General features: G+C 61.1%; 24 protein-coding genes. 11 read left to right on the top strand and 13 right to left on the bottom strand.

Features of this window, described 5'->3' with window-relative positions; translation table 11 throughout:
* Positions 1 to 82 precede the first annotated feature (82 nt).
* Both K5E37_RS02915 and K5E37_RS02910 read right to left on the bottom strand, forming a co-directional pair.
* Positions 83 to 1,366 (bottom strand): arsenic transporter, encoded by a 1,284-nt coding sequence (locus K5E37_RS02915; protein ID WP_221533094.1) that lies wholly within the window; start codon positions 1,364 to 1,366, stop codon positions 83 to 85.
* 169 nt (positions 1,367 to 1,535) lie between these two features.
* Positions 1,536 to 2,093 carry an NADPH-dependent FMN reductase gene (locus K5E37_RS02910; RefSeq protein WP_007956924.1) on the bottom strand — a complete coding sequence of 186 codons (558 nt, stop codon included), beginning with the start codon at positions 2,091 to 2,093 and terminating at the stop codon, positions 1,536 to 1,538.
* Between the two features lie 185 nt (positions 2,094 to 2,278).
* On the opposite strand from K5E37_RS02910, the gene K5E37_RS02905 reads away from it, so the two are divergent.
* Both K5E37_RS02905 and K5E37_RS02900 read left to right on the top strand, forming a co-directional pair.
* A complete protein-coding gene (locus tag K5E37_RS02905) occupies positions 2,279 to 2,515 on the top strand; it encodes a hypothetical protein (protein WP_007956926.1) in 237 nt (78 codons plus the stop codon).
* Positions 2,516 to 2,600: 85 nt separating this feature from the next.
* Entirely contained in the window at positions 2,601 to 3,494 is an 894-nt protein-coding gene (locus K5E37_RS02900; protein WP_085608956.1) for a LysR family transcriptional regulator, read from the top strand.
* Here K5E37_RS02900 and K5E37_RS02895 read toward each other — a convergent pair.
* The 5 genes from K5E37_RS02895 to K5E37_RS02875 form a co-directional block, all read right to left on the bottom strand.
* Complete coding sequence (locus K5E37_RS02895) at positions 3,460 to 4,074, bottom strand: GNAT family N-acetyltransferase (protein ID WP_085648926.1); 615 nt, start codon at positions 4,072 to 4,074, stop codon at positions 3,460 to 3,462. The two genes, K5E37_RS02900 and K5E37_RS02895, sit on opposite strands and share 35 nt — an antisense overlap.
* A gap of 14 nt (positions 4,075 to 4,088) precedes the next feature.
* Positions 4,089 to 6,344, bottom strand: a complete 2,256-nt coding sequence (locus K5E37_RS02890) for an Orn/Lys/Arg decarboxylase N-terminal domain-containing protein (protein ID WP_221533093.1) — start codon at positions 6,342 to 6,344, stop codon at positions 4,089 to 4,091.
* Positions 6,345 to 6,499: 155 nt separating this feature from the next.
* Entirely contained in the window at positions 6,500 to 7,258 is a 759-nt protein-coding gene (gene dnaQ, locus K5E37_RS02885) for a DNA polymerase III subunit epsilon (RefSeq protein WP_115077416.1), read from the bottom strand.
* Positions 7,259 to 7,341: 83 nt separating this feature from the next.
* Complete coding sequence (rnhA, locus tag K5E37_RS02880; protein WP_003224162.1) at positions 7,342 to 7,803, bottom strand: ribonuclease HI; 462 nt, start codon at positions 7,801 to 7,803, stop codon at positions 7,342 to 7,344.
* A 92-nt stretch (positions 7,804 to 7,895) separates the two neighbouring features.
* Positions 7,896 to 8,654 carry a methyltransferase domain-containing protein gene (locus K5E37_RS02875; RefSeq protein WP_221533092.1) on the bottom strand — a complete coding sequence of 253 codons (759 nt, stop codon included), beginning with the start codon at positions 8,652 to 8,654 and terminating at the stop codon, positions 7,896 to 7,898.
* A 65-nt stretch (positions 8,655 to 8,719) separates the two neighbouring features.
* Here K5E37_RS02875 and gloB point away from each other — a divergent pair, with 65 nt between their 5' ends.
* The 8 genes from gloB (at position 8,720) to fabI (ending at position 19,590) form a co-directional block, all read left to right on the top strand.
* Positions 8,720 to 9,487, top strand: coding sequence for a hydroxyacylglutathione hydrolase (gloB, locus tag K5E37_RS02870; protein WP_221533091.1), 768 nt, complete (start codon positions 8,720 to 8,722; stop codon positions 9,485 to 9,487).
* Positions 9,488 to 9,586: 99 nt separating this feature from the next.
* Positions 9,587 to 11,065, top strand: a complete 1,479-nt coding sequence (locus K5E37_RS02865; protein WP_127797698.1) for a transglycosylase SLT domain-containing protein — start codon at positions 9,587 to 9,589, stop codon at positions 11,063 to 11,065.
* A 329-nt stretch (positions 11,066 to 11,394) separates the two neighbouring features.
* Entirely contained in the window at positions 11,395 to 13,227 is a 1,833-nt protein-coding gene (locus tag K5E37_RS02860) for an extracellular solute-binding protein (protein WP_221533090.1), read from the top strand.
* Positions 13,224 to 15,065, top strand: coding sequence for an extracellular solute-binding protein (locus K5E37_RS02855; protein ID WP_221533089.1), 1,842 nt, complete (start codon positions 13,224 to 13,226; stop codon positions 15,063 to 15,065). Before K5E37_RS02860 ends, K5E37_RS02855 begins: the two co-directional genes overlap by 4 nt.
* A gap of 4 nt (positions 15,066 to 15,069) precedes the next feature.
* A complete protein-coding gene (locus K5E37_RS02850; protein WP_064595496.1) occupies positions 15,070 to 16,143 on the top strand; it encodes a microcin C ABC transporter permease YejB in 1,074 nt (357 codons plus the stop codon).
* A gap of 1 nt (position 16,144) precedes the next feature.
* On the top strand, positions 16,145 to 17,164 hold the full coding sequence (locus K5E37_RS02845) for an ABC transporter permease (RefSeq protein WP_221533088.1): 1,020 nt from the start codon (positions 16,145 to 16,147) through the stop codon (positions 17,162 to 17,164).
* A 1-nt stretch (position 17,165) separates the two neighbouring features.
* A complete protein-coding gene (locus K5E37_RS02840) occupies positions 17,166 to 18,776 on the top strand; it encodes an ABC transporter ATP-binding protein (RefSeq protein ID WP_221533087.1) in 1,611 nt (536 codons plus the stop codon).
* A 19-nt stretch (positions 18,777 to 18,795) separates the two neighbouring features.
* Complete coding sequence (gene fabI, locus K5E37_RS02835; RefSeq protein WP_007956947.1) at positions 18,796 to 19,590, top strand: enoyl-ACP reductase FabI; 795 nt, start codon at positions 18,796 to 18,798, stop codon at positions 19,588 to 19,590.
* A 43-nt stretch (positions 19,591 to 19,633) separates the two neighbouring features.
* On the opposite strand, the gene K5E37_RS02830 is transcribed toward fabI, so the two are convergent.
* Positions 19,634 to 20,497, bottom strand: a complete 864-nt coding sequence (locus tag K5E37_RS02830) for a LysR family transcriptional regulator (RefSeq protein WP_221533086.1) — start codon at positions 20,495 to 20,497, stop codon at positions 19,634 to 19,636.
* Positions 20,498 to 20,610: 113 nt separating this feature from the next.
* On the opposite strand from K5E37_RS02830, the gene K5E37_RS02825 reads away from it, so the two are divergent.
* Positions 20,611 to 21,036 carry a VOC family protein gene (locus K5E37_RS02825; RefSeq protein ID WP_221533085.1) on the top strand — a complete coding sequence of 142 codons (426 nt, stop codon included), beginning with the start codon at positions 20,611 to 20,613 and terminating at the stop codon, positions 21,034 to 21,036.
* 69 nt (positions 21,037 to 21,105) lie between these two features.
* Here the strand turns inward: K5E37_RS02825 and K5E37_RS02820 are convergent, their stop codons facing one another.
* The 5 genes from K5E37_RS02820 to K5E37_RS02800 all read right to left on the bottom strand — a co-directional run bounded on the left by K5E37_RS02820 (position 21,106) and on the right by K5E37_RS02800 (position 26,743).
* A complete protein-coding gene (locus K5E37_RS02820; RefSeq protein WP_221533084.1) occupies positions 21,106 to 22,305 on the bottom strand; it encodes a hypothetical protein in 1,200 nt (399 codons plus the stop codon).
* A gap of 195 nt (positions 22,306 to 22,500) precedes the next feature.
* Positions 22,501 to 23,466, bottom strand: coding sequence for a sensor domain-containing diguanylate cyclase (locus K5E37_RS02815; RefSeq protein ID WP_221533083.1), 966 nt, complete (start codon positions 23,464 to 23,466; stop codon positions 22,501 to 22,503).
* 61 nt (positions 23,467 to 23,527) lie between these two features.
* Positions 23,528 to 24,106 (bottom strand): hypothetical protein, encoded by a 579-nt coding sequence (locus K5E37_RS02810; RefSeq protein ID WP_221533082.1) that lies wholly within the window; start codon positions 24,104 to 24,106, stop codon positions 23,528 to 23,530.
* Between the two features lies 1 nt (position 24,107).
* The gene (locus K5E37_RS02805; protein WP_221533081.1) at positions 24,108 to 26,270 is read right to left on the bottom strand and encodes a xanthine dehydrogenase family protein molybdopterin-binding subunit; all 2,163 of its coding nucleotides are present in this window, start codon (positions 26,268 to 26,270) and stop codon (positions 24,108 to 24,110) included.
* Between the two features lie 17 nt (positions 26,271 to 26,287).
* On the bottom strand, positions 26,288 to 26,743 hold the full coding sequence (locus tag K5E37_RS02800; protein ID WP_007956954.1) for a (2Fe-2S)-binding protein: 456 nt from the start codon (positions 26,741 to 26,743) through the stop codon (positions 26,288 to 26,290).
* Between the last annotated feature and the right edge of the window lie 121 nt (positions 26,744 to 26,864).

The raw sequence follows: 26,864 nt of genomic DNA, 5'->3' as shown, positions 1-26,864 counted from the left end.
CGAGCAAGCTCGCTCCCACAGGTTCAGTGTTCACCGCATAACCTGTGGGAGCTAGCTTGCTAGCGATTGAAGCCAACTGGTTCTAAAGGGATAACCGCACGGCGAGTGCCGCCAAGGTGACCAACAGCACCGGCACGGTCAGCACGATCCCGACCTTGAAGTAATACCCCCAGCCGATCCGGATATTCTTGCGCTCCAGCACATGCAGCCAGAGCAAGGTCGCGAGACTGCCGATCGGGGTGATTTTCGGCCCCAGGTCGCTGCCGATCACGTTGGCGTAAATCATCGCTTCCTTCACCACACCCGTGGCCTGACTGGCATCGATCGACAGCAACCCGACCAGCACCGTCGGCAGGTTGTTCATGATCGATGACAGCAAGGCCGTCAGCACCCCGGTGCCCATCGCAGCGCCCCACACACCGTACCCGGCGAACACATCCAGCCACCCGGCCAGATAATCGGTGAGCCCGGCGTTGCGCAGTCCGTAGACCACCAGGTACATGCCCAGCGAGAAAATCACGATCTGCCAGGGCGCCTCTTTCATCACCTTGCGCGTGGAAATCTTGTGCCCGCGCGCGGCGATCGCCAGCAACAGCGCCGCGCACACCGCCGAGATCGCACTGATCGGAATCCCCAGCGGCTCCAGCGCGAAACAACCGATCAACAGAATCAGCAACACGGCCCAACCGGCGTAGAACGTGGCCTTGTCGTGGATGGCGGTTTCCGGATGTTCAAGCTGTTCAGGGTCGTAGGCCTTGGGAATGTCACGGCGGAAGAACCACAGCAGCATGCCCAACGTGGCCGCGACGCTGACGAAGTTGACCGGCACCATCACCGCCGCATAGCGGTTGAAACCGATGTGGAAAAAGTCGGCCGAGACGATGTTCACCAGGTTCGACACCACCAGCGGCAGGCTCGCGGTGTCGGCAATGAAGCCCGCGCCCATGACGAACGCCAGGGTCGCCGCCGGGGAAAAGCGCAGGGCCAGCAGCATGGAAATCACGATCGGCGTGAGGATCAGCGCCGCGCCGTCATTGGCGAACAGCGCCGACACCAACGCGCCGAGCAGCACCATGAAAGCAAACAGCTTGCGCCCGCTGCCCCGCCCCCATCGCGCTACGTGCAACGCGGCCCAGGCGAAGAATCCCGCTTCATCGAGCAGCAGACTGATGATGATCAGCGCCACGAACGTGCCGGTGGCGTTCCATATGATTTGCCACACCAGCGGGATATCGCTCAGGTGCACTACGCCGAAAATCAGCGCGATGATGGCGCCGAATGTTGCACTCCAGCCGACCCCGAGGCCTTTGGGTTGCCAGATCACCAGGGTAATGGTCAGCAGGAAAATCAGTGACGCAGCGAGCATTCGCGACAGCCTTCAGTCAGGTTAAGAAAACAAGCCACAACAAAAACCTGTGGGAGCGAGCTTGCTCGCGATGGCGGCGTGTCATTCAACTGAAGTGTCAGCTGATACACCGATATCGCGAGCAAGCTCGCTCCCACAGGGTCGATATCTTGTCAGAAAACTCAGTGGTTCACTTCTTGTGCTGCGCCACCCACTCACCAAAAGCATTGATGAAACTTTGCAGGAACGGCTTCACCGACTCGTTCAGCTTGCCCGCCTCGTCGAACGCCGTGCCCGCGCCGCCCAGATAGGCTTCCGGCTGCTGCATGCACGGCACGTTGAGAAAAACAAAGGACTGACGCAGATGCTGGTTGGCACCGAAACCGCCGATGGCACCCGGCGAAACGCTGATCACCGCCCCCGGTTTGCCGCTCCAGACACTCTTGCCATACGGCCGCGAACCGACATCGATCGCGTTCTTCAAAGGCGCCGGCACTGAGCGGTTGTACTCCGGGGTGACAAACAGCAGAGCGTCGGATGAACCCACTTTTTGCCGGAAAGTGCTGTAGGCTGCCGGCGGTGAATCGCCGTCGATGTCTTCGTTGTAGAGTGGCAGATCGCCAATCTCGACAATGTTCAGCTTGAGATTGGCCGGTGCCAGTTCCGCCAGCGCCAGGGCGACCTTGCGGTTGATGGACGCCTTGCGCAGGCTGCCGACCACTACTGCGACGTTATAGACATTGCTCATTGGAAGACTCTCGACTGTCCGTGGGAGGAGCCAGTAGTTATAGATGATCCGGCGACGATTCCACCAGACGCCGAAGGTTATTTCCTGCGTCTGGAATATTTTTTTCCTGTAGGAAAACTTACCAAGCTTGATGAAGGTCTACCAAGCCGCAAATCAAGCGTTTTATCTCCAGAGGTTCTAAGCAGATGGCAGCAGTACTCGTCGGTCAGTTCCATGCAAGAGATGCGGAAGGCCGCGTTTATTCCGTGCATGAGTTCCAGGAATCCAACCCGTCGGCAGACGGTTTCACCGGCACGGAGCCCGTTACCACCTACAAACTGGCGATTGGCGACCGCGTCAACAAGATCGACGACAACGAGTTTTTGCTGGTTCAGTCGGGCATCACCCTGATCCGCGAACCCGAGCCATCGGTCGCTTCATAACCGATCGTTATGAGCAGAAGTCATCCGCGCCGAGTTGGGGTAGGATTCAGCCACTGACCCCAACGGCCGGACATGGACTTCACGCATGCGTTTACGTCATATCGAAGTGATTCAGGCGCTTTTGCAGACCGGTCACGTGGGCACCGCCGCCGAATGGCTGCAACTAGCGGCGCCCGAGGTCGAAGAGCGTTTGCGCGAAGCCGAGAGTCAGCTTGGTTTCATGCTGTTCGCCAGCGTACGCGGACGACTTCAGCCAACCCCGGAGGCCCGGGCGCTGCAAGTCGAGATCGGCCACATCTATGAAGCGCTGGAGCCGGTGCAACGGCTGGCCAGCAGCCTCAAGCAATACCTCGCCCCGCCCCTGCGGATCATCGGCACCCCGCCGCTGGCCCAGCAACTGCTGCCGCAAAGTCTCGCCGCCCTGCGCCGTCGCTTGCCAGACGTGCCCTGCACCCTGCTCAGCGAACCGACCCGCGACATCGTCCGCCACCTGCTGCTGCGCGACAGCGATCTGGGCCTGAGCCTGCACGACCCACAACACCCCGACATTGATTGCCAGCCACTGGCCCAGGGCAAGTTGCAATTGCTTGCGCCGCACGGCTGGCTGCAACCGAAACAGAAGTACATTTCGCTGCAGGATCTGGCCGGTCAGGCGATGGTCGGCCTCGAAGGCCAGGACCCGCTGAGTCCGGCCCTGGAAAACAAGCTCCAGGCCCTGCGCCCGGCGCCGACCATCCAGACCCGGGTGCAGACCCACCAGATGATGCGCAGCATGGTCGAGGCCGGCGAAGGGCTGGCGATCGTCGACCCGTTCACCGCCCTTGGCGCACGGGCGGGGGGTCTCGACGTCTGCCCGCTGTCGCCGGCGGTGCCGATCAGCCTCTATGCCCTGACCTTCAAACACGCCACGCCGTCAGCGGCGATTCAGACGCTGCTCGGGATCGTCACGGAACAAGCCGAGGCGATGCTGGCGAACTGATCGGATGCTCCAGCGGGTTATCGAACAATCGATACCAGAACAGCGCCACTTCGGCGGTGTTCGGATCGATGCCGCGATAACGCAGGTGGTCGATGCCGCCGATCACATACCCGCAACGCTCATACAGGCGGCAGGCGCCGAGGTTGTTGTTCTGGGTTTCCAGCATGATCCCCGGCAGTTTTTTCTTGCGACTCCAGAACTGCGCCACATCCAGCAAGGCCTTGGCCACGCCATGGCGCCGCGCCGGGGCGTGCACCGCCAGTTCATCGATATGGGCGAAGCCGTTCCAGTTGGTACTGATCACCAGATGACCAACCGGCTCGTCCTCCAGATACGCCATGAAAATCGCACTGTCGGCGGCATCGCGAAAACTGCTGAACTCCTCCGGATCGATGCCGTAGCACTTGCGATACGGCACGATGGGCGTCACGGCCCATTGCGCCACTGGTTTGCCGATTTCGGCCGTGCCGTAAGCGGCCACCTCGAAGCTGAAATCGCTGCCCCAGATGTAAGCCGCAAAACCGTCGTCGGCGACTCGCACCGACAACCCTGGGTATTTCGGATTCATGACCGGTTGCATACTCGGAAAAGCCCTCATTCCTTGACGCAATCGACGGTGTATTGCCGCCCATTGCCCTCATCTTCGTGTTGCAGACCGTGCACATCGACCACGAACCCCGGAAACGTTGCGTCGAACGTGCGGGCAAACCTGAGGTATTCGATGATCGAGCGCGTGGATTCGGTAAAACGTTCGCCGGGCATGATCAGCGGAATCCCCGGCGGATAAGGCACCAGCATCACCGCCGCCACTCGGCCTTCCAGCTCGTCGATCGGCACTGCCTCGACTTCGCCGCGCACCAGTTGATCGTAAGCGTGGGCCGGTTTCATGGCGATTTCCGGCAGCACGGTGTACATGCGTTTGAGATGTTTGGCGGTGGCGTTGCTGCGATAGCAGGCGTGGAGCTGATCGCACAGATCGCGCAGGCCCATGCCGCGATAGCGCACAGGATCTTCCTGCGCGACACACTTGAGGCAGGTATCGAGGCTGACGTTGGCGTCGTAGCTGCGCTTGAACTCCAGCAGTTCGGTCAGCAGCGTGCTCCACTTGCCCTTGGTGATGCCCATGGAGAACAGCACCAGAAATGAATACAGGCCGGTTTTCTCCACCACCAATCCGCGCTCCCACAGGAAACGGCTAACGACTGCCGCCGGAATACCCTTGTCGCTTAAAGCGCCGCCGGCGGTCAGGCCCGGCATGACCAGAGTGACCTTGATCGGGTCGAGCAGTACGTAGTCGTCGCTGACCTCGCCGAAACCGTGCCAGTCCGCATCCGGTTGCAGCAGCCAGTCCTGGGTCTGCACCCGGTCGATGCCCTCGACACCCGGTGGCTGCCAGATCGAGAACCACCAGTCATCAGCGGCGATGTGCTGGCGCAGATTGGCCAGCGCCCGGCGAAAGCTCAGGGCTTCGTCGAAGGTTTCCTGCAACAGCGAGCGGCCGGCCGGGCCTTCCATCATGGCCGACGCCACGTCCAGCGAGGCGATGATGCTGTACTGCGGCGACGTCGAGATGTGCATCATGAATGCTTCGTTGAAACGGTCGCGATCCAGCTGCCGTGCGCCGCCGTCCTGCACATGGATCATCGAAGCCTGACTGAACGCCGCCAGCAGTTTGTGGGTGGAATGTGTGGTGAACACCAGCGGACTGTCCTCGCTGCGCGAGGTGGCCATGCCGTAACGGCCGGCAAAGAATTCGTGAAACGCCGCGTAGGCATACCAGGCTTCGTCGAAATGCAGGACTTCGACGCTGTTGCCCAGGCTCTGCTTGATCAGTTCGGCGTTGTAGCAGAGACCGTCGTAGGTCGAGTTGGTGATCACCGCCAGTTTGACTTTCGGTTCGCGGCCCTTGGTCAACGGGCTGGCATCGATCTTGGCCTGGATCGATTCGCGGCTGAATTCACTCAACGGGATCGGGCCGATGATCCCCAGCTCATTGCGTTCCGGACACAGGTACAGCGGAATCGCACCGGTCATGATGATCGCGTGCAACACCGACTTGTGACAGTTGCGATCCACCAGCACCAGATCATCGCGCCCGACCATCGAGTGCCAGACGATCTTGTTGGCGGTCGAGGTGCCATTGATCACGAAAAAGGTGTGATCGGCGCCGAAATTACGCGCGGCTCGCGCTTCTGCTTCGGCCAGTGGCCCGGTGTGGTCGAGCAGCGAGCCCAACTCCGGCACCGACACCGACAAATCCGAACGCAGGGTGTTTTCCCCGAAGAACTGGTGAAACGCCTGCCCCACCGGGCTCTTGTGATACGCCACGCCACCGCCATGACCGGGGGTGTGCCAGGAATAGTTGGAATCGGCGGTGTGCTGCACCAGCGCCTTGAAGAATGGCGGCAACAGCCCGTCCAGGTATTTGCGCGCCGCCCGCGCCACTTGCCGGGCGAGAAACGGCACCGTGTCTTCGAACAGGTAGAGAATGCCGCGCAACTGGTTGAGCTCGGCCATGGCATCGGCCGGGGCATTTTCCAGGGTGACTTGCTCGCCAAGGGCAAAGATCGGCAGATCCGGCGCCCGCACCCGGGCCAGACCGATCAGTTCGGCCATGTTCTGCAACAGATGGGAATTGGTGCTGGCGTCTTCGGCGGCGATCAGCATGCACGCCAGACCATGGTGGGTCGACGCCACCAGCCGGCCCTCGGTGTAGTCCGTGGCCGAAACGATACTGAAACCTTCCAGCTCCAGCTCTCGGGCGATTCCGCGGATGCGGTCACCGGCAACCGTGTCGGCCTTGATGTCGCGATGGACGATCAATACCGGGAACTTCAGATCTTTGTACATGGGGCTCAGTGTCCTGAGGCGGCGGAGAGTGATCTGCCAATGTCCTCAGGGTAGAGGGTCGGAGCCGATGTGGCGAGGGTGGCCAGTTGTCAGTACTGCCAAAAACAAAGGATCGTCCAGACACGGCTTGAGTGTCCGGACGATCCTTTTTTGCATTACGCCTGGGCTTCGGCTTCCAGCAGCTGGGTCCACAGCGCCGGGGCGCCGGCCGACTTGGCGATGATTTCCAGACGCACCTGGTGTTCGGCCAGCTCGGCTTCGGTGGCGCGAATGATTCGCCCCGGTTGACGATCTGCCGGCAGACGACGGATTTCGGTGGCGGAGTTGTCCGCGCCCTCGCCCGTGCCATTGCCATCGGAGGCGTTGCCGGCCAGCGACAGGCTGGTCTGGCCACCGGTCATGGTCAGGTAAACGTCGGCGAGAATCTCCGAGTCGAGCAATGCGCCGTGCAGCTCACGGCCGGAGTTGTCGACGCCGTAGCGTTTGCACAAGGCATCGAGGCTGTTGCGCTGACCCGGGTGACGTTCCCGGGCCATCATCAGGGTGTCGAGGATCGTGCAGTGCTGCGTGATGTCCGCACGATCCTGCTGGCCCATCAGGGCGAATTCGTTATTGATGAAGCCAACGTCGAACGCCGCGTTGTGGATGATCAGCTGCGCGCCGTTGATGAACTCGAAGAACTCGTCGGCCACCTCGGCAAAACGCGGCTTGCCGACCAGGAATTCGTTGGTGATGCCGTGAACGCCGATCGCGCCTTCGTCACTCTCGCGATCCGGTTGCAGGTAAACGTGAAAGTGCCGGCCCGTCAGGCGTCGACCGATCAGCTCGACACAACCGATTTCGATAATCCGGTGGCCGTCGGTCACCGGCATGCCGGTGGTTTCGGTATCGAGTACAACGGATCTGGTGGCCATCAGTGTTCAGCTCTCAACGGGGGTCAATCGTGCAAAAACGGCGATGTTAACACGCTCGCCGGGAGGGTTTCAGTGGTAAGGACTCAGCTCTGCTTGTAACCGCGAACCTCATCCACTCCACGGTTGGCCAACTGGTCGGCGCGTTCGTTGCCGTGGTGGCCGATGTGGCCACGGACCCATTTCCAGGTGACCTTGTGGCGGTTGACCTGTTCGTCGAGCTCTTTCCACAGGTCGGCGTTTTTGACTGGCTCCTTGGCGGCGGTTTTCCAGCCGCGCTTTTTCCAGTTGGCCATCCACTCGTTGATGCCCTTCATCACGTATTGCGAGTCGGTCACCAGCAGCACTTCGCACGGACGCTTGAGGGCTTCCAGGCCGCGAATCGCGCCGAGCAGTTCCATGCGGTTGTTGGTGGTATTGGCTTCGCCGCCCCACAGTTCCTTTTCGACGCCCTTGCACACCAGCAAGGCGCCCCAGCCGCCCGGACCGGGGTTGCCCTTGCAGGCGCCGTCAGTGAACAGTTCTACGCTATCGACGCTTTCGCTCATGCCAGTCTATCCAGAAAAATGCGTGGCCTCGCCGATCACGGATCGACAATGGCCGAGGCCGGGAATTAACCCGGCCATCAATAAAAGAAGGTTTACGGTTCGATGCGCCGGCGGTTGACCTTGGCCATCGGCAGCGGAATCAGCTTGCCCATCGGCTCGCGGCGTTCCTGGCGCACCGGACGCAGGCCGACCACGATCTTGCGCGCGACCAGCAGATAGAAGCCGCCGCCCGACAGTTGCCAGTCGCCGGCCTTGCGTTCCCAGCCGGCCAGACGGGCCTGCCACTTGGGTGACGCGAGCGGCGGACGATAGCACCCGAAGCGGCGTTTCTCCAGCGCGAAGCCCAGCAGGTTGAGCCAGTCCGCCACCCGTGACGGCGAGATGCAGCGCGCCTGACGCAACGCATCATGGGCGAATACATGGCGCAGCCCCCAGGTGCTCCAGGGGTTGATGCCGACGATCAGCAGATGCCCGCCGGGGCGCACGCTGCTGGCCGCTTCGCGCAAAAGGCCGTGGGGCGACAGACAGAAATCCAGGCCGTGCTGCAACACCACCACGTCGGCGGCGTGCTCGCTCAACGGCCAGGCCTGCTCTTCGCAGACGATCTCCACGCCCGGCAACGGCGCGCCGAGCCGCACATTGCGCTGCACCTGCGGCGCCGACGGCGGTGTTTCGGCGGACGGGCCGTAATGCACCAGATAGCCGCCGAAGAACCGCCCCAGCTCGTCTTTGAGCATGCGCCGTTCTTCGTCCAGCAGAAATTGCCCGAGGGGGCCGGACAGCCATTCACGGGCTGCACCGATCAGCGCGAGCCAGTCAGGATCGGCCTGAGCGAACGCTTTATCGATCATTGCATTCTCCAACACGCCAGGAACCTCTAAGATGCGCCAATGTTACCCGCTTGGCGAATTCGACGATGATACAGATCAGTGCCCTGCCCGCCTTCACCGACAACTACATCTGGTTGTTACAGGATCATGCCACCCAGCGTTGCGCAGTGGTCGATCCGGGGGATGCCGCCCCCGTGCAGGCGTGGCTCGACGCGCATCCGGGCTGGGTGCTCGGCGACATTCTTATCACTCACCATCACCACGACCATGTCGGCGGCGTCGAAACGCTGAAGAAGGCAAGCGGCGCCACGGTCTACGGACCGGCCAGCGAAAGCATCCCGGGGCGCGACGTGGCCCTCAAGGACAACGACACGGTGCGCGTGCTCGGCTGGGACTTCGACGTCTATGCCGTGCCCGGCCACACCCTGGGACACATCGCCTACTACCATCATGGCCTGCTGTTCTGTGGCGACACCCTGTTCGCTGCCGGTTGCGGCCGCCTGTTCGAAGGCACGCCGCAACAGATGCACCATTCGTTGAGCCGTCTGGCAGCGCTGCCGGAAGACACGCTGGTCTACTGCACCCACGAATACACCCTGAGCAACCTGAAATTCGCCGCTGCCGTGGAGCCGGGCAACCGGGACATCGCCGCCCGTCTGGAAAAAGTCAGCCAGCAACGTGCCAGCGGCGTGATGACCCTGCCCTCGACCCTCGCGCTGGAAAAGCTCACAAACCCCTTTTTGCGCACCGGTGAAATATTAGTTACACAAAAAGTGGACGAACGGAACGGCCCTCAAAACCGGGCGCCGAGTGAGGTTTTTGCGGCTCTGCGGGCATGGAAAGATACGTTCTAAGTGGCTCCCTGCCTGGTACAAAAATTCTGAATGGTTGACCGCAGGGGGTGCGCTTTCTAGAATCGCCCGACATTTTTGCCCGGAACTTACTTCCAGCCAATGTCGTCATCCATACGTAAGTCCGTCAATTCAGATGCTTTGACCCGCCTGGCGCAAGCCATCGCGGTGGCTGTGTCCGCCACACTGGCGGGCTGTTCCAGCCATGCTCCGCAGACTGAAGCGACACATACGCCGAACATTGCTGCGCGAGCCAAGCAGAAGCCTATCTGGTTGTCGGAAAAGCCCAGCCCGCAGGTGCCTCAGGACATCTGGGAGCGCATGCGCGGCGGTTTCCAGCTGCAGGAAGGTCTGGGCGTGAACCCGCGCATCGAACAACAGCGCCTGTGGTTCGCCAGTAACCCTTCCTTCCTCGAGAACGCCGGCGAACGCGGCAGCCTCTACATTCATTACATCGTCGAGCGCCTCGAAGAACGCAACATGCCGCTGGAACTGGCCCTGCTGCCGGTCATCGAAAGCGCCTACAACCCGATGGCCTATTCCCGGGCCGACGCGGTGGGCCTCTGGCAGTTCATCCCTTCCACCGGGCGTTACTTCAACCTGCGTCAGACCCGTTTCTACGATGGCCGTCGCGACATCACCGCCTCGACCACCGCAGCGATGGACTACCTGACCCGCCTGCACGACATGTTCAACGGTGACTGGCTGCTGGCCCTGGCCGCGTACAACGCCGGTGAAGGCACAGTCAGCCGCGCCATCGAGCGCAACGAAAAGCTCGGCCTGCCGACCGACTACTGGAACCTGCCGCTGCCGGCGGAAACCCAGGCTTACGTGCCGAAACTGCTGGCGCTCTCGCAAGTGGTCCTGACGCCTGAAGCCTATGGCGTGAACCTCAACCCGATCGCCAACGAACCGTATTTCCAGGTCGTCGAAATCAACCAGCGCATGGACCTGTCCAAGGTCGCAGCGGTGGCCAACATCGACGAAGACGAGCTATTCCAGCTCAACCCGGCCTTCAAGCAGCGCACCACCATCGACGGCCCGCAGCACCTGCTGGTGCCGACGTCGAAGGCGCAACTGCTGACCGCCAGCCTGCAGACCATGCGTCCTGAAGAGCTGATCAGCCCGCGTTCGCTGAAACCGGTGTTCGAAGGCGCCGACCCGAGCGAGATCGCTCAGGCCAAGCGCGCCTATCGGGTCAAGCGCGGCGACAACCTCGGCTCCATCGCCAAGGCCAACAAGGTCGAGGTCAAGGACCTGCAACGCTGGAACAAGCTGACCGGCAAGAACCTCAAGGTCGGCCAGACTCTGGTCATGCGCGACACCACCCAGCGCACGCCTACCCGCAAGAGTGGCGGACGCATCAATACGGTCGTCGCTGCCAACAGCAAAACCAGCAGCAAGGCCAAAGACAAGGACGACAGCAAGCAGCAGACCCAGTACAAGGTCAAACGCGGCGACACGCTGTACGTGGTGGCCAAGCGCTTCAACGTCGAGATGCAACACCTCAAGCGCTGGAATCCGGGCGCCGGCAAGGCACTCAAGCCTGGGCAGATGCTCACGGTCTACCAGCCGCACTGACAAAGAGCCCCTGAATTTCAGGCGCTTTTTTTGGTTCGAATTTTGCGGTGCCATTAAGATCCACCCCTCACCCCAGCCCTCTCCCCAAGGGGGCGAGGGGTAAAGGGAGCCGATTGGGGGCTTTTCCAATCCTGAGCTCGGCTCGATATTTCAGGTCGGCGTACATCTCATAAACACCTCGGTCAGTCCCCTCTCCCTCCGGGAGAGGGCTAGGGTGAGGGGCTCTTGGCCTTGTCGATTAACCCCACATTAACCTCTGTCTTTTTCCTGTCCATACAAGCTGTTACTGTACGGCCCACAAAGCCCAAGCCGCCTGGATCGGATCTGACTTGAAGCGTCCCCTCCTCCTGCTCCTGATCAGCCTGGCCTTGAGCTCCCCCGTCAGCGCGACGATCACCGAAAGCCACGGTTATGCGCAGTTCGGCACGCTCAAGTACCCGGCCAGATTTACCCACTTCGACTGGGTCAACCCGCAAGCGCCCAAGGGCGGCACCTTGCGGGTGATGGCGTTTGGCACCTTCGATACGCTCAACCCCTACACCTTCAAGGGCACCAGCCCGGTCACCACGGCGAATTTCCTGCAATACGGCATCAACGAGCTGAACGAGCCATTGATGGTCGGCACCGGGCAATACGCGCCGTCGGGGGACGAGCCGGCCTCCAGTTACGGCCTGATCGCCCAATCGGTGGAGTACAGCGAAGATCGCAGCTGGGTGGTGTTCAATCTGCGCCCGCAAGCGCGCTTCCACGATGGCACGCCGATCACCGCGTACGACGTGGCGTTCTCCTATCGCCTGCTGCTCAAGGAAGGTCATCCGCTGTATCGCACCGCCCTTCAGGAAGTGCTCCGCGTCGATATCCTCAACCCGCAGCGCATCCGGTTTGTGCTCAAGCGCAGCGGCAATCCGTTGCTGATCCTGCGCCTCGGCGAATTGCCGGTACTGCCCCAGCATTACTGGAAGGGTCGCGACTTCAAGGCCACTACCTTCGAGCCGCCGCTGGGCAGCGGGCCGTACCGCATTACCTCGGTCACGCCGGGGCGGCAGTTGATTTTCGAGCGGGTCAAGGACTACTGGGGCAAGGACCTGCCGGTCAATCGCGGCAAGTACAACGTCGAGCGCATGGAAGTCGAGTTCTACCGCGACAGCGATGTGGCCTTCGAAGCGTTCAAGGCCGGCGAGTTCGACATCTATATCGAGCATCAGGCGAAGAACTGGGCCAACGGCTACAACTTCCCGGCGATCCGTCGCGGCGACGTGATCAAGGCACAGATCCCGCACCAGATCCCGACCCAGAGCCAGGGCCTGTTCATGAATACCCGGCGCCCGGCCTTTGCCGATATCAAGGTGCGCGAAGCCCTGGGCCTGATGTTCGACTTCGAATGGACCAATCGCGCGCTGTTCAGCGACGCCTACAAACGCACTACCAGCTATTACCCCAACAGCGAATTCAGCGCCGTCGGCCTGCCGGTCGGCCATGAATGGCTGATGCTCAAGCCGTACAAGGATCAACTGCCGGCGCGCCTCTTCACCGAACCGTTCACGCTGCCGCAGACCGATGGGCGCGGCATTCCCCGGGAAACCATGCGCAAAGCCCTGGCGTTGCTGGCCGAGGCCGGCTGGAAGCTCAACGGCCAGCGCCTGCAGAACGCCGCCGGCCAGCCGCTGCGTTTCGAGCTGTTGCTGGTCAATCCGAATCTTGAGCGGATCCTCCAGCCGTACATCGAGAACCTCAACAGCATCGGCATCGACGCGCGCCTGCGCACGGTGGATCGCGCCCAGTACAAACAGCGTCTGGACCAGTTCGATTTCGACATGATCCTGATGACCCTCAACCAGACCCTCAGCCCCGGGCTGGAACAGTGGCAGTACTTTCACTCCAGCCAGGTCGGGGTCAAGGGCAGCAAGAATTACGCGGGTATCGCCAACCCGGTGGTCGATCATCTGCTTGAGCAATTGCTCGCCGCCCGCACACGCGATGAGCAGGTCGCCGCCGGCAAGGCGCTCGACCGCGTGCTGCTCTGCCAGCACTACAGCATTCCCAACTGGTACCTCAATTATCACCGTCTGGCGTACCGCAACCGGTTCGCCTTCGTCACTACGCCGCCCTACACCCTGGGCCTGAGCGCGTGGTGGCTGAAATCTTCGGAGAAAGATCGATGAAGCCTATCCGCGCCCTGCTCGTGCAGGCCAGCGGTCTGCTGTTCGCCGGGCTGGCCTGTGCCGCCCCGCAACACGCCGTGACCCTGTACAACGAGCCGCCGAAATACCCCGCCGACTTCAAGCACTTCGATTACGTGAACCCCGACGCGCCCAAGGGCGGGATCTTCCGCCAGGCCGGCTTCGGCGGTTTCGACAGCCTCAATCCGTTCATCAGCAAAGGCGTGCCGGCGGACGATATCGGCCTGATCTACGACACCCTGGCCAAACAGGGCCTGGACGAGCCGTTCACCGAATACGGCCTGATCGCCGGCAAAATCGAAAAAGCCCCGGACAACAGCTGGGTACGCTTCTACCTGCGTCCCGAAGCGAAGTTTCATGACGGCCATCCGATCCGCGCCGAAGACGTAGTGTTCAGCTTCCAGACGCTGACCAAGGAAGGTGCGCCGATGTATCGCGGCTACTACGCCGACGTCGAGGAAGTGATCGCCGAAGACCCGCTCAAGGTGCTGTTCAAGTTCAAGCACACCAACAACCGCGAACTGCCGCTGATTCTTGGCCAATTGCCGGTGCTGCCGAAACACTGGTGGGCCGAGCGTGATTTCAACAAGGGCAACCTGGAAATTCCTCTCGGCAGCGGCCCGTACAAGGTCACCCAAGTGAAGGCCGGGCGTTCGGTGCGTTACGAGCGGGTCAAGGATTACTGGGGCAAGGATTTGCCGGTGAATCGCGGCTTCTACAACTTCGACGTGATGACCACCGACTATTACCGCGACAACACCGTCGCACTGGAAGCCTTGAAAGCCGGGCAGTTCGATTACTGGCTGGAAATGGCCGCGAAAAACTGGGCCAACGCCTACAACGTGCCGGCAGTGACCGAGGGGCGGCTGATCAAGGAACAGATTGCCAACAGCAACCCGACCGGCATGCAGGGCTTCGTCTTCAATCTGCGCCGTCCGGTGTTTCAGGACGTGCGGGTACGCCAGGCCCTCGGCCTGCTGTTCGACTTCGAATGGACCAACAAGCAATTGTTCAACGGCGCTTACGCGCGCACCCGCAGTTACTTCGAAAACTCGGAAATGGCTGCCACCGGCCTGCCTGATGCAGAGCAGGTGGCGATCCTCGATCCGTTCCGCAGCAAGCTGCCGGCGCAGGTGTTCAGCGAAGCCTTCGAAAATCCGAAAACCGACGCCAGCGGCATGATCCGCACGCAACAGCGCGAGGCATATCAGTTGCTGCAAGAGGCTGGCTGGAAAATCGTCGACGACAAAATGGTCGACGCCACCGGCAAACCGGTGGTCATCGAATTCCTCCTGGCCCAGACCGAATTCGAACGCGTGTTGTTGCCGTTCAAGCGCAACCTCAGCGACCTCGGCATCGATCTGGTGATTCGCCGTGTCGACGTGTCGCAATACGTCAATCGCGTGCGCTCGCGAGACTTCGACATGATGGTCGGCAGCTTCCCGCAGTCCAATTCGCCGGGCAACGAGCAGCGCGAGTTCTGGATGAGCGCTGCGGCCGACAAGGCCAGCAGCCGCAACTCGATGGGCCTCAAGGACCCGGTAGTCGATCATCTGGTGGAGAACCTGATCAACGCCGATTCGCGCAAAAGCCTGGTGGCCCACGCCCGCGCCCTCGACCGTGTGCTGCAATGGGGTTACTACGTGATCCCGAACTGGCACATCAAGACCTGGCGCGTGGCGTACTGGAACCACATCGGCCACCCGAAAGTCTCCCCCAAGTACGACATCGGCATTAACACCTGGTGGGTCAAACCCGATGCGAAACCTGCGGTAGAAGTCGAAACCCAACTGCAAGCCGACCCTGTGGGCACGGAGTAATCAGATGCTGGCGTACATTTTTCGGCGACTGCTGCTGATCATCCCGACCCTGTTCGGCATTCTGCTGATCAACTTCGTGATCATCCAGGCCGCGCCCGGCGGGCCGGTGGAGCAGATGATCGCCAAGCTCGAAGGCTTCGAAGGCGCTACCAGCCGCATTGCCGGCGGCGGTGCCGAGGTGTCGGTGGCCGGCTCCTCCTATCGCGGTGCGCAAGGCCTGGACCCGGCGCTGATCAAGGAAATCGAGAAGATGTACGGGTTCGACAAGTCGGCCCCGGAACGTCTGTGGATCATGGTCAAGAACTACGCGAAGCTGGATTTCGGCGACAGCTTCTTCCGCGACGCCAAGGTCATCGACCTGATCAAGGAAAAGATGCCGGTATCGATCTCCCTCGGGCTGTGGAGCACGCTGATCATGTACCTGGTGTCGATCCCGCTGGGGATCGCCAAGGCCACGCGGCACGGCAGTCATTTCGACGTCTGGACCAGTTCGGCGATCATCGTCGGTTATGCGATCCCGGCGTTTCTGTTTGCGATTCTGCTGATCGTGGTGTTCGCCGGCGGCAGTTATCTGGACTGGTTTCCTTTACGCGGCCTGACCTCGAACAACTTCGATGAGCTGAGCCTGGGCGGCAAGATCCTCGATTACTTCTGGCACTTGGCGCTGCCGGTGACGGCGCTGGTGATCGGCAACTTCGCGACCATGACCCTGCTGACCAAAAACAGCTTCCTCGACGAGATCAACAAGCAGTACGTGGTCACCGCCAAGGCCAAGGGCCTGACCCGCCACCGCGTGCTCTACGGCCATGTGTTCCGCAATGCGATGCTGCTGGTGATCGCCGGTTTCCCGTCGGCGTTCATCGGCATCTTCTTCACCGGTTCGTTGCTGGTGGAAGTGATCTTCTCCCTCGACGGCCTCGGTCTGATGAGCTTCGAAGCGGCGATCAACCGCGATTACCCGGTGGTGTTCGGCACCCTGTTCATCTTCACCCTGCTGGGGCTGGTGGTGAAACTGATCGGCGACCTCACCTACACCCTCGTCGATCCGCGCATCGACTTTGCCAGCCGGGAGCATTGAGATGAACCTGTCCCCTCTCAACCGCCGGCGCTTCGAACTGTTCAAGGCCAACAAGCGTGGCTGGTGGTCGCTGTGGCTGTTTCTGATCCTGTTCGGCCTGAGCCTCGGTGCCGAACTGATCGCCAACGACAAGCCGCTGGTGGTGCACTACGACAACAACTGGTACTTCCCGGCGATCAAGCGCTACCCGGAAACCACCTTCGGCGGCGAATTCCCGCTGGAAGCCAACTACAAGAGCCCGTACATCCGCGAACTGCTCAAGGCCAAGGACGCGTGGGTGCTGTGGGCGCCGATTCCGTTCAGCTACCAGAGCATCAACTACGACCTGAAAGTCCCGGCCCCCGCCCCACCGTCGGCGGTCAACCTGCTGGGCACCGACGATCAGGGCCGCGATGTACTGGCGCGGGTCATCTATGGCTTCCGGGTGTCGGTGCTGTTCGCCCTTACCCTGACCGTGCTCAGCTCGATCATCGGCGTCATCGCCGGCGCCTTGCAGGGTTTCTATGGCGGCTGGGTCGATCTGGCCGGCCAGCGCTTTCTGGAGATCTGGTCGGGTTTGCCGGTGTTGTACTTGCTGATCATCCTCGCCAGTTTCGTCCAGCCGAATTTCTGGTGGCTGCTGGGAATCATGCTGCTGTTCTCGTGGATGAGCCTGGTGGACGTGGTGCGCGCCGAGTTCCTGCGCGGGCGCAACCTCGAATACGTGCGCGCCGCACGGGCGCTGGGCATGCAGAACGGCGCGATCATGTTCCGCCACATCCTGCCCAACGCCATGGTTTCGACCATGACCTTCATGCCGTTCATCCTGACCGGCGCCATCGGCACCCTCACCGCGCTGGACTTCCTCGGTTTCGGCTTGCCCGCCGGCAGTCCGTCGCTGGGTGAGCTGGTGGCCCAGGGCAAATCCAACCTGCAGGCGCCGTGGCTGGGCATGAGCGCGTTTGCGGTGCTGGCGCTGATGTTGAGTTTGCTGGTGTTCATCGGCGAGTCCGCTCGCGATGCCTTCGACCCGAGGAAGTGACATGAATCAGGACAATCTGATCGAAATCCGCGACCTGGCCGTCGAGTTCGGCATCGGTGATCGCGTGCAACGGGTGGTCGAAGGCGTGAGTTTCGACATCAAGCGCGGCGAAACCCTGGCGTTGGTGGGCGAGTCAGGCTCGGGCAAGTCGGTGACGGCGCATTCGATCCTGCGCCTGCTGCCCTACCCGCTGGCGCGGCATCCGGCCGGCAGCATCAACTATTCCGGGCAAAACCTGCTGGAGCTGGGCGAAAAGACCATCCGTCACATTCGTGGCAACCGAATCGCGATGATTTTTCAGGAGCCGATGACCTCGCTCAACCCGTTGCACTCGATCGAAAAGCAGATCAACGAGGTGCTGGGCATCCACAAGGGCCTGACCGGCAAAGTCGCAACCAAGCGCACGCTGGAGTTGCTGGAGATGGTCGGCATCCCCGAGCCGCACAAACGGCTCAAGGCCCTGCCCCACGAATTGTCCGGTGGCCAGCGCCAGCGGGTGATGATTGCGATGGCCCTGGCCAACGAGCCGGAATTGCTGATCGCCGACGAACCGACCACCGCACTGGACGTGTCCGTTCAGCTGAAAATCCTCGACCTGCTCAAGGAATTGCAGGCCCGATTGGGCATGGCGCTGTTACTGATCAGTCACGATTTGAACCTCGTGCGAAGAATTGCGCATCGAGTATGTGTCATGCAGCGCGGTTGCATCGTCGAACAGGCATCGTGCGAAGAGCTGTTCCGTTCGCCGCAGCATCCGTACACTCGGGAACTGCTTGGCGCGGAGCCCAGCGGAGGCCCGGCGAGCAATAAAATCGGGGCGCCGCTGCTTGAAGTCGAGGATCTGAAAGTCTGGTTCCCGATCAAGAAAGGCCTGCTCAAGCGCACGGTGGATCACGTCAAGGCAGTGGACGGCATCAATTTCAGCCTGCCTCAGGGTCAGACCCTGGGGATTGTGGGAGAAAGCGGTTCCGGTAAATCCACCCTGGGTCTGGCGATCCTGCGGTTGATCGGCAGCAAAGGTGCGATCCGTTTTGAAGGCAAGCAGCTAGACTGCCTGACGCAAAGCGAAGTCCGGCCGCTGCGTCGGGAGATGCAGGTGGTGTTTCAGGATCCGTTTGGCAGCCTGAGCCCGCGGATGTGCGTGAATGACATCGTTGGCGAAGGCCTGCGGATCCACAAGATGGGCACCGCCGCCGAGCAGGAAGCGGCGATTATTGCGGCATTGAAGGAGGTAGGTCTGGATCCGGAAACCCGGCACCGCTACCCCCACGAATTTTCCGGTGGGCAACGGCAGCGGATTGCCATAGCCCGGGCTTTGGTGCTCAAACCGGCGCTGATCCTGCTGGACGAGCCGACTTCGGCCCTCGACCGGACGGTGCAGCGGCAAGTGGTGGAGCTGTTGCGTTCACTGCAAGCCAAGTACAACCTGACGTATTTGTTCATCAGCCATGACCTGGCTGTTGTGAAAGCGCTGAGCCACCAGCTGATGGTGGTCAAGCATGGCCAAGTGGTCGAACAGGGAGACGCGCAAAGTATCTTTGCCGCCCCCCAACATCCGTATACACAGCAGTTGCTGGAGGCCGCTTTCCTGGCACCAGCCACTGCGCAATAACCTGAAAGAGGAGCAACACATGGGTTTTCTCGCCGGTAAGCGCGTACTGATCGTCGGTGTCGCCAGCAAGCTGTCCATCGCATCCGGCATCGCTGCCGCCATGCATCGCGAGGGCGCTGAGCTTGCCTTCACTTATCAGAACGACAAACTGAAAGGTCGCGTAGAAGAGTTCGCACAGGGCTGGGGTTCGAGCCCTGAGCTGTGCTTCCCGTGCGACGTGGCCAGCGATGAAGAAATCGCCAAGGTCTTCGAAGAACTGAGCAAGAAGTGGGACGGCCTGGACTGCATCGTGCACTCCGTCGGCTTCGCCCCGGGCGACCAACTGGACGGCGACTTCACCGAAGCCACCACCCGTGACGGTTTCCGCATCGCTCACGACATCAGCGCCTACAGCTTCGTGGCCCTGGCCAAAGCCGGTCGCGAAATGATGAAAGGCCGCAACGGCAGCCTGCTGACCCTGTCGTACCTGGGCGCCGAGCGCACCATGCCTAACTACAACGTGATGGGCATGGCCAAGGCTTCGCTGGAAGCCGGCGTACGTTACCTGGCCGGTTCCCTGGGCCCGGACGGCACCCGCGTCAACTGCGTATCGGCCGGCCCGATCCGCACCCTGGCAGCTTCGGGCATCAAGAACTTCCGCAAGATGCTGGCCGCCAACGAAGCGCAAACCCCGCTGCGCCGCAACGTCACCATCGAAGAAGTCGGCAACGCCGGCGCCTTCCTGTGCTCCGACTTGGCGTCGGGCATCAGCGGTGAAATCATGTACGTGGACGGCGGCTTCAACACCACCGCCATGGGCAACATCGAAGAGTAATCTTCGCGCTGCCGATAAAAAGCCCGCCGATTGGCGGGCTTTTTCATGCCTGCGATTCCAGGCAACGGGCGAACAATTGTTGAATGGGTTGAGAACGCTGGCTGTAACGCTGCAACACCACCATCTCCCGATAAAACGTCAGTTCTCCCAGTTCGATCACCCTCACCTTCAACGGATGCTCGAGCCACAAACCGGCCCTGGGCAACAACGAAACCCCGAGCCCGCACTCGACCATCTTCACGATCGCTTCGAGCTCATCCAGCTCGAGCGCTACCTGGACATCAATCCGCTGCTCACGCAGAAACTGCGTCACCAGCCGTCCACCAAACGAGTTGCGGTCATAACGCACGTGAGGATGCTCCGCCAGCAGTTGCAGCGGATCATCGCCCTCAACCTCCAGCGGCACGATCAACACGAACGGTTCACGGCGAATTACCTGCACCGACAGCTCCTTGGGCAATTCGAACGGTGGCTTGATCATGATCGCCAGATCGACTTCCCCGGCATCCACCTGACTCAACAGGTTCAGCGACACGCCGGGCACCAGTTTCGGTTCCACGCCCGGCGCCTGTTGCCGCAAACGCAACAGCGCCTGAGGCAACAGCCCGGTTTGCGCGGTCGCCACGGCGCCGATTTTCAGCTCACCGCGAAACTCGCCGACATCTTCGCTGATCGCCATGCGGCTGAAGGTGGCGAGCATTTCCTGCGCCATCGGCACTGCGCGCTGCCCGGCCGGATTAAGGATCGCCTGTCGCCCGGTGCGATCGAACAGACGCACGCCCAAGGCTTGCTCCAGATTGCGGATCTGCGCGCTGACCGCCGATTGCGTCAGGCCGATATGCAGGCCGGCGGCGGCAAACGTGCCATGCCGCGCCACTGCCAGAAAGGTTTTCAGTTCACGCAGCATGGGCGCCTCGACTGATCGAAATAATTTGAGCTCGGCGCAAAAACTATCGTCTTTCAATCGAAAAGCACAGCGCTAGACTCAGTTCATCCCAACCGTTGATAGAGACCGCGCCTATGTCACTCAGCCCTTTCCATCTGGCCATTCCGGTGTACGACCTCGCCGCTGCCCGACATTTCTACCGTGAAGTGTTCGGACTCGAGGAAGGTCGCTCCAGCGATCACTGGGTCGACTTCAATTTCTTCGGGCATCAACTGGTGATTCACCAGGCGCCGAAGAACGCGTCACAGGAAGCCGCGCACACCAACGCCGTGGACGGGCACGACGTGCCGGTGCCGCATTTCGGTGTGGTGCTGGGGATGGAGGAATGGCATGCGCTGGCCGAGCGTCTGACGTCACTGGGCACGCGGTTTGTGATCGAGCCGGGAATCCGGTTTCAGGGACTGGTGGGCGAACAGGCGACGATGTTTCTGTTTGACCCGTGCGGCAATGCGCTGGAGTTCAAGGCGTTCAAGGATATCGGGCAGTTGTTTGCCAAATAGCAGCCAAGGACATCAGTAGAAACTCGCCTACGTCGAATTTCTACTGATACGGCCCTCGATGGAGCCAGATTAAAGTCGGATCCCCAGTACTTGCGGAAGTCGGGATGTATTTCCCAAGTCACTGGCGACAAGGAGTCTCTGCCGACCCGATTGAATGCACACGTCGTACACCAGACTTTCCTCAACCCGCTGGAAAAGCCCTTGATCGCCGAAGCCAGAATCAATCGCCCCACCCGCGCTGAGGCGCCCCACGTAAGCCTTTATACTCCCCCCCGCCTCTCCAGCGAAGACAATGCCCTTATCCGACTGCACAACGACTGACCGGCAAATCACATATAACCCGGGAAAGTCCGCCCGAATATCAATAGTCGCGGCTGTGCCATTATTGAAGGCAGGATCTGTCACACCTTCAGCCGTCACTCGGGATACGGCTGCGACTGAACTACCATTCACCTGTGCATTGCCCACACAGATAATCGTGTCTCCGTCGACAATCATTTTCCCCATCGCGAGACCGCTTGCCGACTCCCAATACCCTGCTCTGCCGAACGACGAGTCAAGAGCACCTGTAGAGTGAAACCTGCCCACCGCCTTCGTTGTTTTGGTGTCTCTTGTGACGGTGCCTCCCACGAGGATTTTTGCATCGTCGGTGACAGCAACGCTTTTGCCGTCAGATCGCTCGTCATTGAATAGGATATTCACAAAGCCCTGCCCACCGAATGCGCCATCAGGATCTCCGGTGGACATAAAGCGATATAGCACCAGTTCGTGCTCGGTAGTGCTGCTGTTGAGCCGGTTCACCAGTACCAGTATTTTTCCGTCAGCTTGAAGACATCCCGCAGGAAGCGACATATCAATATCCGGTAACACCCTGGTGCGAAAGACAAGGTCAGGACTACCGCCCACGTTGAACCGGGTAATCGCAGTCTGACGCTTAAACGGATCATCCCCCACTTTCCCAAGCAAAATAACCTTGCCATCCGGCTGCATGATGAGTTCGGTCGGCAGGGAATCAACACCAGGAACAAACGACCATTTGCTGACCCCGTTCTGGCCATACTGAGTATCCAGCCCGCCGTCTGAAAAAATGCGATAGAGCCAACACTGACTTGAAACCCAGACAGCGACCAGGTAAGCACCTTGGCCATCTGCGACAATCGCTCTGATTGATCCTTCACCGCTTGGAATATCGAGAACACCCTGTGCTGCGAATTGCGGGTCAAGCTCGCCGGGACCGGCAACAAGGATCGAATTACTCTGACTGGTCATATCGTTCTTCTCCTGAAAGACAATCCTTTCTCTCTTCCGAAGAACTTCATCTATATCTCGGGGAGTTCGAAAGGGGCAACGTATGCGCTGCACCCTCGTACTATTACGTTGACGCGGTCACTTCGGCACCTGTCAGGAATGACAGTAAAAGTACCTTTTAATGCCAGATCGATGTCGTTACAGGCCTTGAAAGCACTAACAACGCTTCAACGCCTGCTTGTGCTCATACATCGCTGCATCCGCATCCGCCAGCAGCTTGTCCACGGTGTCATGGCGCTGCGGGTTGTATTCGATCTGGCCGACGCTGAAGCGAATCGCGTAACCGCGGTGCAACGTGGCATTGCGCTCTTCGAGGATTTCCTTGAGGCGCGCCATGATCGCCGTGGTTTCGACGTGGCTTGAGCCGGTCAGCAGCGCCACGAACTCATCGCCGCCCAGACGCCCGACCACATCGCTCTCGCGAAAGGCGATGCGCAGCACATCGGCGAAGTTCTTCAGCGCGCTGTCGCCCTCGGCATGACCGTAAAGATCGTTGATCTGCTTGAAGTCATTGAGGTCGAAAAACAGCAGCGTCGCCGGTTTTTCCAGGCGTGCGCAGGCATCCAGCGCGTGTTGGGCCAGCATCTTGAAGCCGCGACGATTGGACAGCAGCGTCAACTCGTCCATGCTCGCCATCTGCACGGCCATCAGCTCCTGCTCGGCCATGCCGGCCAGATCACGCAGCAGGTCGCGCTCTTCGTCGTCGAGTTCGCGGGGTTTGGTGTCGATCAGGCACAGCGTGCCCATCTTGTTGCCGTTGGGCACGGTCAGCGGATAACCGGCGTAGAAGCGGATGTTCGGGTCGCCGATCACCAGCGGATTATCGTGAAAGCGCTCGTCCTCGCGGGCATCGCGCACCAGCAGCAGTTCGTCCTTGAGAATCGCGTGGCCACAGAACGAAACGTCCCGTGGAGTTTCGGTGGCGTCCAGGCCCACGCAGGACTTGAACCACTGCCGATCCTTGTCCACCAGCGTGACCAGCGCGATCGGCACGTTGAACAGACGCTTGGCCAGCCGCGTCAACCGGTCGAAACGCTCCTCCGGTGCCGTGTCGAGCAGTTTCAGATCCTGCAGCGCTTGAATACGGACAGCTTCATTGGCGGGTTTGCCGGGTACCAGCATCACACACTCCTTTGTCGTCGATGCACTTGAGCGTAGACCGAATCAGCAATGCCTCAACTTCTCATCCGCCGGCCACCGGACATGGCCCGCCTGCATCGGCCCACAGTTTGAACTGGGTCACGAAGATATCGTGCGGCACCGGTACCGGCGCGCGCCCTGCCCCCGGATTCCAGCCCCAGAGCACCAGTTTGTCTTCGTTGACGTGCTTGATCAGCGCGGCGAAATCCCGGTCGCCGTTGTTGGCGCGATCCTTGATCATCGCGCACAAGCGATCCGGCGGCAGGCCGATCCAGGCCATTTTGTGGGCGGCTGGCGGCAGGCTCCAGTGCGGCGCCCCCGGTGGCGCGTGAGGGCCGTAACTGGCCGGCGGATTGCTTTCGGCGTGACAGGTGGCGCACGGCAAACCGGCGGCGCCCTTGCCGTCCATGCCGCGCACCACGCTCATGGCGTGGGGAATGCCGGCGTCGAACTGTAACGGTGAATCCCCGGGGATGTGACAGTTCTGGCAACGCGGGCTCTGGAAGACTTTCTGCACCGCGCCGAAGGCTTTCAAGGCTTCCTGATCGTCAGCGAACAGATCCGACGCATAACCGCCCAGCCCAAGCAGAATCACCGTGCCCAACAACAGATGTCGTTTCATCTCACACCCCCGACAATAGCAGCGGCAGTTCCCGCAGGCGCTGCCCGGTCAGGGCGAACACCGCGTTGGCCACCGCCGGCGCCGTGGGCGGCACACCGGCCTCGCCGATGCCGCCGGGTTTGTCGGTGCTTGGCACGATGTGCACCTCGACCACCGGCATTTCATTGAGCCGCAACACTTGATAGTCGTGATAGTTGGACTGCACGACATGGCCGTCCTTGAGCGTCAGTTTGCTGTGCAGCGCCATGCCCAGGCCGAAGGTGATGCACGACTCCATCTGCGCCGCGATGCTCTGCGGGTTGACCGCAATCCCGCAGTCCACCGCGCAGACCACCCGATGCACGCGGATCGCCAGATTGTCCTGGGACACCTCGGCCACCTGCGCCACGTAACTGCCGAACGATTCGTGCACCGCCACGCCCAGCGCATGGCCGTCCGGCAGCGGCGCTTTCCAGTTGGCCTTCTCCACCGCCAGATTCAATACGCCGAGATGCCGGGCATGATCCTTGAGCAGCGTTCGTCGGTACTCCACCGGATCCTTGCCCGCCGCGGTGGCCATTTCATCGATCAGCGACTCCATGACAAACGCGGTGTGGCTATGGCCCACCGAGCGCAGCCAGAGCACGTTGATCCCGGTGGTCGGCGAGTGCAGATCGACCTGATGATGGGCCAGTCCTTTGATGTACGGGCTGTCTGAAACGCCTTCGACCGACGTCTGGTCGACGCCGTTCTTGACCATGGTTTTCTCGAGCATGGTGCCGGCCATGATCGACTGCCCGACCAGCACATGCTGCCAGGCCAGCGGCATGCCGTCGGCGCCGAGGCCGATCTTCGCCTGATGCAGGAACATCGAGCGGTAGTAACCGCCGCGAATATCGTCTTCGCGCGACCACACGGTTTTCACCGGCATCGCGGCAGCCTTGGCCACTTGCACCGCTTCGGCGACAAAGTCCGAGGTCGGGTTGGCTCGGCGACCAAAACCGCCACCGAGGAATTCGGTGTGGATCTCTACCTGCTCCGGCTTGAGCCCGGTGATCTTGCCGGCGACCATCTGATCCAGCGTCTGGAACTGGGTGCCGGTCCAGATCTCGCACTTGTTGGCGCTGATCTTCACCGTGCAGTTCAGCGGTTCCATCGGCGCATGAGCCAGGTACGGCACGCTGTATTCGACGTCGATTTTCTTCGCTGCCTTGCCGAAATTGCCCTTGGCATCCCCAGCCTGCGCCGCCGAAGTGCCCGGCGTGGCCGCCAGTTTGCGGAAACTCGCCAACAGCTTTTCACTGCTCAGATCAGCGTTCGGCCCCAGGTCCCAATCGACCTTCAGCGCATCGCGACCGAGCTTCGCCGCCCAGTAATGCTCGGCGACGACCGCCACACCGGTCGGCACTTGCACCACTTTGTGCACGCCGGGGATCGCCAGCGCCTCAGCGCCTTCGAAGGATTTCACCGTGGCGCCGAACGCCGGCGCTCGGGCAACCATCGCGGTCATCAATCCCTCGAACTGCACGTCCATGCCGAACTTGGCGCGGCCGGTGATTTTTTCCGGGGTGTCGAGGCGTTTGGTGGGTTTGCCGATGACTTTCCAGTCCTTGGCTTCTTTAAAGGTAATCGACTTCGGATCCGGCACCGGCAGTTGCCCGGCGGCGTCCGCCAGTTCGCCGTAGGTGGCGCGGTTGTCGCCGGCAATCACCACGCCGGATTCGGTGCGGATCGTCGACGGCGCTACGTTGAAACGCTTGGCCGCCGCTTCGATCAGCATCTGCCGCGCCGTGGCGCCGGCGAGGCGGTAACGGTCGAACTCCATCCAGGTTGAAGTGGAGCCGCCAGTAATCTGCATCCCGCCAAAACCGGGCATGCCGTAATCGGCTGCCGAAGCTGGCGAGTGCTCGACGCGAATCTTCGACCAGTCGGCGTCGAGTTCTTCGGCGATCAACATGGTCAGGCCGGTCCAGATGCCCTGGCCCATTTCCGAATGGCCGAGCAGCACGGTGACGCTGTTATCTGCCGCGATGCGCAGGAACGCGTTCGGCGCAAACACCTTGCCTTCGTTCTCGGCTGCCATGGCAAAGCGGTTGCCGCCGGGCACCACGAACGCCACCACCAGACCACCGCCAAGCACGGCGCTGCCCTTGAGAAATCCGCGACGGGATACAGGACTGTTCATCACTCACCTCCCCTCGCTCAGCCGATGTCGGCGGCACGTTTGACCGCCGCGCGGATTCTTGGATACGTGCCGCAGCGGCAGATATTGCCGGAGAGCGCCTGATCGATATCGCTGTCGGTGGGTTTGGGGATTTTCGCCAGCAACGCGGCGGCGGACATGATCTGCCCGGACTGGCAATAACCGCACTGCACCACGTCCAGTTCGGCCCAGGCCTGCTGCACCGGGTGCGAACCGTCGCTCGACAGGCCTTCGATGGTGAGGATTTTCTGGCCGTGAGCGACGGCCGTGGCCGGCGTGATACACGAGCGCAGCGGTGCGCCATCGACGTGCACGGTGCAGGCACCGCACTGGGCCATGCCGCATCCGAATTTGGTACCGGTCAGGTGCGCGACATCGCGCAGGACCCAGAGCAACGGCATGTCCGCAGGGACATCGAGCTCCTGATCCTTGCCATTGATGTTCAAGGTCAGCATCGGGGACTTCCTCAGACTCACGGTGTTCTGAAGGGCGCTGCTACGGCTCTCGATGGCCGCGCGCGCCTCGGCTTATCCCTTTCAGCTAAGCGCATTTTGACCCGACGACCAGCCGCTGCGA

Source organism: Pseudomonas sp. RIT778 (assembly GCF_019718735.1).
Lineage (GTDB): Bacteria > Pseudomonadota > Gammaproteobacteria > Pseudomonadales > Pseudomonadaceae > Aquipseudomonas > Aquipseudomonas aphyarum.
The sequence above is the reverse complement of the archived record's forward strand: the minus strand, read 5'-3'. Positions and strand labels throughout refer to the sequence as shown.